Source organism: Streptomyces daliensis, from assembly GCF_054782395.1.
This window is the reverse complement of the sequence record NZ_BAAGSO010000085.1, coordinates 29,756-35,423: the sequence shown is the minus strand read 5'-3', so window position 1 is coordinate 35,423 and position 5,668 is coordinate 29,756. Positions and strand designations below refer to the sequence as shown.

Sequence of the window (5,668 nt, the reverse complement as noted above, 5' to 3'; positions counted from 1 at the left end):
CACCTGCTCGCCGACCGCCGCCGCAAGGTCCTGACCCGTGACGTCCACCCGTCGCACCAGCGGCTCGACCAGCACCGCTCCCTGCTCGGGAACCACCAGCCTGGCCCGGGGCGCCGTCTCCAGCCGTGCCCGCAGCACATCGTGCTGGTCCACCACCGCCTGCACGGCACCGACCAACACCTCGAAGTCCATATCGGCCGGAGTCACCACCGCACTCGACTGCGCGACCCCGCCGACGCCCTCCACACCCACCCGGCCCAGCAACTCACACATCACCGGAGTCAGCGGCACCTCACCCACGCCGGAGTCACCGCCGCGTATGACGACGCCCTCCGCCGTCACGGCGACGGTGGCCAGGCCCGCGGGGGTCCGGTGCTCGAAGACCTGCCGGGAGGTGATCACCAGGCCCGCGCGGCGGGCGTTGGAGACCAGCAGCATCGACATGATCGAGTCGCCGCCCAGCTCGAAGAACGAGTCCTCCGCGCCCACCTGGTCCAGGCCCAGCACCTCACCGAACAGCCCGCACAGCACCGCTTCCAGCGGCGTTTCGGCATCCCGGCCCTCACTGCGGCTCTCCGGGTCGGGCGCGGGCAGGGCGTTGCGGTCAAGCTTGCCGTTCGCCGTCAGCGGCATGACGTCGAGCGCCACCGTCGCACTGGGGACCATGTACTCCGGCAGATGCACACCGGCGAACTCCCGCAGCACCTCGCTGTCGAAGACGCTGCCCCCAGCCGGGACGACATACGCCACCAGCCGCTTCTCACCCGGACGGTCCTCACGCACGACAACGGCCACCTGGCCGACGCTCTCGTGCGCGGCGAGCACGGACTCGATCTCGCCGGGCTCGACGCGGAAGCCGCGGATCTTCACCTGCTCGTCCGCACGCCCCGCGAACTCCAGTTGCCCGTCGACCGTCCAGCGGGCCAGGTCACCCGAGCGGTACATGCGCCCACCCGGCACGAAGGGGCTGGCGACGAAGCGGTCGGCGGTCAGGTCCGGGCGGCCCACATAGCCTCGGGCCAGGCCGGGGCCCGCGACATACAGCTCACCCGTGACACCGGGGGGCAGGGGTCGCAGGTACTCGTCCAGGACGAAGACCTGCGCGTTGTCGATGGGCCGGCCGATGGCCGGGGGTGCGTCCTCCGGGGTGATCGCTTCGTCGAGCGGCACGGCGGTGGTGATGACGGTGGCCTCGGTCGGCCCGTAGGTGTTCCACACTCGCGCCCCGGCCCGCCACTTCGCCGCCAGGTCGGCGCTCAGGCGTTCCGCGCCCAGCACCCAGTTCTCCACGCCAGGAACCGACTCCGGGTCCAGGACCCCGAGCAGGGACGGTACGACGCTGGCGACCTTCACCCCGGCGTCGCGGATCATCGCCGCCAGTGCCTCGGGCTCGGTGCGCTCCTCGCTGGAGGCGATGGCGAGGGTGCCGCCTGCCGCGAGGGTGACGGCCACGTCCAGCACCGCCGCGTCGAAGGAGAACGACGCGAACTGAAGCGCCGTCACCCCCTGGCCCACACCGAGCACCGGACGCATCGCCTCGGCCAGGTTCACCACACCTCGGTGACCGACCGCCACGCCCTTCGGCCGCCCCGTCGAACCCGACGTGTAGATGACGTACGCCAACTGCTCGGTCGTGAGGGGCAGTCCGAGCGGTCCGGACGACTCGGCGCCGATCTCGCCGACCGTGTCGGCTCCGTCCAGCAGCACCACATGCTCGGGACCCGTCGGCACGTGGGCCATGGTCTCCGCCGTGGCCAGAACCACCGATGCCTCACTGTCGGCCACCATGTACGCGAGCCGGTCGGCCGGGTACTCGGGGTCGAGCGGCACATACGCGCCGCCGGCCTTCCACACACCCAGCAGTCCGACGACCATCTCCACACCGCGCGGCAGGCACAGGCCCACCCGCGATTCACGCCGCACACCGAGGCTCGTCAGATACCGGCCCAGTTGGTTGGCACGTGCCTCCAACTCCCCGTACGACAGCACCTGATCGCCGGAGCGCACCGCGACCGCGTCGGGCGAGCGCTCCACGCAGGACTGGAACAGCTCCAGCAGGGTCCCTTCCGAGACCTGCCTCTTGGTGTCGTTCCACCGCTCTATCACGAGGACCCGCTCCTCGGGGCCCAGTACGTCGAGGTCGCTGACCCGTGCCTGCGGTGCGGCCGCGATCTGCTCCAGCACCCGCACCAGGCGCTCGGCGACGGCCTGGACGGCGTTCGCGTCGAACAGGTCGGGGCGGTAGTCGAGCCGGAGGCTCAGGTCCTCGGCCGGGTTGACGCCCAGGGCGAGCGCGAAGTTGGTCGACTCGCGCATACCGGTTCCGGTGAGCGTGAGCCCGTCGACGGACGGCGGTACCGCCGGGTCACCGGGGTAGTTCTCGAACGCCATCATCGTGTCGAAGGTCGCGCCGGGGCCGGCCTGGCGCTGGATGGCGCTCAGGCTCAGATGCTGGTGGTCCAGCAGCACCGACTGCTGCTCCTGCAAGTCCGTCAGCAGCTCGGCCAGGGTCTGCGCCGAGTCGAAACGCACCCGCACGGGGACGGTGTTGATGAACAGGCCGAGCATGTCCTCCATGCCGGGCAGGTCGGCGGGACGCCCCGCGACCGAGGCGCCGAAGACGACGTCACGGCGTCCGGCCAACTGTCCGACGACGAGGGCCCAGGCGGTCTGCACCACTGTGTTCAGCGTCACTCCGTGGGCGCGTGCCGTCTCCCGCAGTGCCTCGGCGAGTTCGTCGCCTGCGGTGACGGTGAGCATCCGGGTCAGGGACGAGGAGGCGTTGGGCACGAGCGGTGCGACGAGGGTGGGTTCCTCCAGCCCGGTGAGTGCGTCCTGCCAGGCGTCGCGTGCTGCCTGCTTGTCCTGACGGGTCAGCCAGGCCAGATAGTCACGGTACGGAGCCACGGCGGGAAGGGCGGACGCGCTGCCGTCGGCGGCGTAGCACTCCCACAGTTCCCGCATCAGGATCGGCAGGGACCAGCCGTCCAGCAGGATGTGATGCAGCGTGATCATCATCCGGTAGCGGTCGGGGCCGACCTTGACCAGCAGGATCTTCAGCAGTGGCGGCGTCGCGAGATCGAAGCGGCGGGCCCGTTCCTCGATACCGATCCGCTCCGACTCCGCCCAGGCCGCCTCTTCCTCCAGCCCGGACACGTCCTCCTCGCGCCACGGGAGAGTCGCGTGGCGGACGACCATCTGGACGGGCTGTTCCATTCCGGCGAGCTGACGGAAGCCGACGCGCAGGCTGGCGTGGCGGTCCAGCAGCGCCTGCCAGGACGCACGCAGCACACCGGCGTCGAGGCGTCCCGCCAGATCGAGGATGATCTGCTCCACATAGGTGTCCTCGGCCTCCTCGTCGAAGAGGGCGTGGAAGAGCAGTCCTTCCTGGAGCGGGGAGACCGGCAGCACCTCCACCAGCCCGGAAACGTCCGCCTCCAGCTCCTCCACCTGCCCCTGATCCAGGGCGACGAGGGGGAAGTCGGACGGTGTGTGCCCGCCGCTTCCGGGGCGTGTGACGTGAGTGGCCAGGCCGGACAGCATCGCCGCCCAGGTGTCGAGGAGGGCCTGCGCTGAGGTCTCCGTCAGCAGCCGCTCGGGCCAGGAAAGCGTGAGGGTCAGCTCAGGACCATCGGCGTGGTCCTGCACTGCGCCCAGTACCTCCAGCGCATGCATCACCGGGAACGTCCCGGTCGCCTCGACGTCACCGGGCCCGGCCTCACCGGTGGGCGCCCACTCCGGGAGCACACCGCTGTCCGCGGAAGCGGCGGACGGTGCGGCGGGGACACGGCCGAGGTAGTTGAACCCGATCTGCGAGACCGGCAGATCCGCAAGGACCGGCGCCGTCTCAGGGTTGAGGTAGCGCAGCATGCCGTAGCCGAGCCCGTCACCGGGCACAGCTCGCACCTGCTCCTTCACCCGCTTCAACACCTGACCGGCCGCCGGGCCGCCGGCGCGCACACCCGACACGTCGATCGTGCCGACGGCCAGATGCACCGGGTGCGCACTGGTGAACCACCCCACCGTCCGGGACAGGTCCACACCCTCACTCAGCGGGACACGGCCGTGCCCCTCCACATCCACCAGGAACCCGTCAGCAGCCTGGTCCTGGTTCCTGCTCCGGGCCCACTCCGCGACGGCAGCCGCCAACCCCGCCAACAGCACATCATCAACACCCGCATGGAACACGGCAGGAACACCCGTCAACAGGGCCGACGTCACCCCGGACGGCACCGACACCGACACCCGACGCACCGACGCCTCAACATCACGAACCGGAACCACCGGCCCATCCGTCAACAACGACCCCGCATCCCCAAGCAGCGCCCGCCACTCCGGCAGCTCAGCAACACGCCCCGCACCCACCGCCCGCGCCGACAACTCACGCGCCCAATGCCGGAACGACGTGGAAACCGGACCCAGCACCGGCTCACGGCCTGCGGCCAGTTCTCCGTATGCCTCCGCCAGGTCGGGGAGCAGTGCCTGCCAGGACACCGTGTCCACCGCCAGGTGGTCCACGACGAGGACGAGCCGACCCTGCACCTCGGGCCCGGCATCCAGCCACACCACCTGGAGCATCACACCGGCCAACGGGTCCAGCCGCTCTGCCGCGGCCCGCACCTGCTCGGGTATCAGCAGCCCGAGATCCCGCCCGGCAGCGTCCACCCGGCGCAACAGTTCCGCGACGGCAACGGCGCTTGCGTCGGGAACCACCAGCCGCGCCTGGGGCACCATCTCGATCCGTGCCCGCAGCACATCGTGGTGGGCCAGCACCGCGCGTACGGCTTCGGTCAGCACCGCGAAGTCCAGATCGGCGGGGGTCGCCACGAGCGCGGGCTGGAAGACCTCTGCCAGGCTCTCCGGCGGCACCCGGTCCAGCAGTTCGTGCATCACAGGGGTCAGCGGCACCTCACCCACGCCGGAGTCGCCGCCACCCACGGTGGCGCCGTCCGCCGCCTCAGCGACGGTGGCCAGGCCCGCGGGGGTCCGGTGCTCGAAGACCTGCCGGGAGGTGATCACCAGGCCCGCGCGGCGGGCGTTGGAGACGAGCAGCATGGAGAGGATGGAGTCGCCGCCCAGCTCGAAGAAGCTGTCCTCCGCGCCCACCTGGTCCAGGCCCAGTACCTCACCGAACAGATCGCACAACACCGCCTCGACGGGAGTCTCGGCCGCACGCCCCTCCACACCGCCGGCCACCTCGGGCGCCGGAAGCGCGGCCCGGTCAACCTTCCCGTTGACCGTCAGAGGCATGACCTCCAACACCATCACCGTCGACGGGACCATGTACTCCGGCAGCACCAGCGCCACATGATCCCTCAGCGCCTGAGACTCCACCTCCCCCTCGACAACGACATACGCCACCAGCCGCTTCTCACCCGGCCGGTCCTCACGCACGACAACGGCGGCCTGGGACACCTCCGGATGCGAGGCGACAACCGACTCCACCTCGCCGGGCTCGACGCGGAAGCCACGGATCTTCACCTGCTCATCCGCACGGCCCGCGAACTCCAGCAGACCATCAGCCGTCCAGCGGGCCAGGTCACCCGAGCGATACATCCGCCCACCCGGCACGAACGGGTTGGCCACGAACCGCTCGGCGGTCAGGTCCGGGCGCCCCACGTAACCACGCGCGAGGCCAGCGCCCGACACATACAGCTCACCCGTCACG

The 5,668-nt window shown here is 70.6% G+C and carries 1 protein-coding gene; it reads right to left on the bottom strand.

Annotated features, from left to right (window positions below; translation table 11 throughout):
* A partial coding sequence (locus ACYVOO_RS18730) for an amino acid adenylation domain-containing protein (RefSeq protein WP_461016778.1) occupies positions 1-5,668 on the bottom strand: 5,668 nt, incomplete at both ends.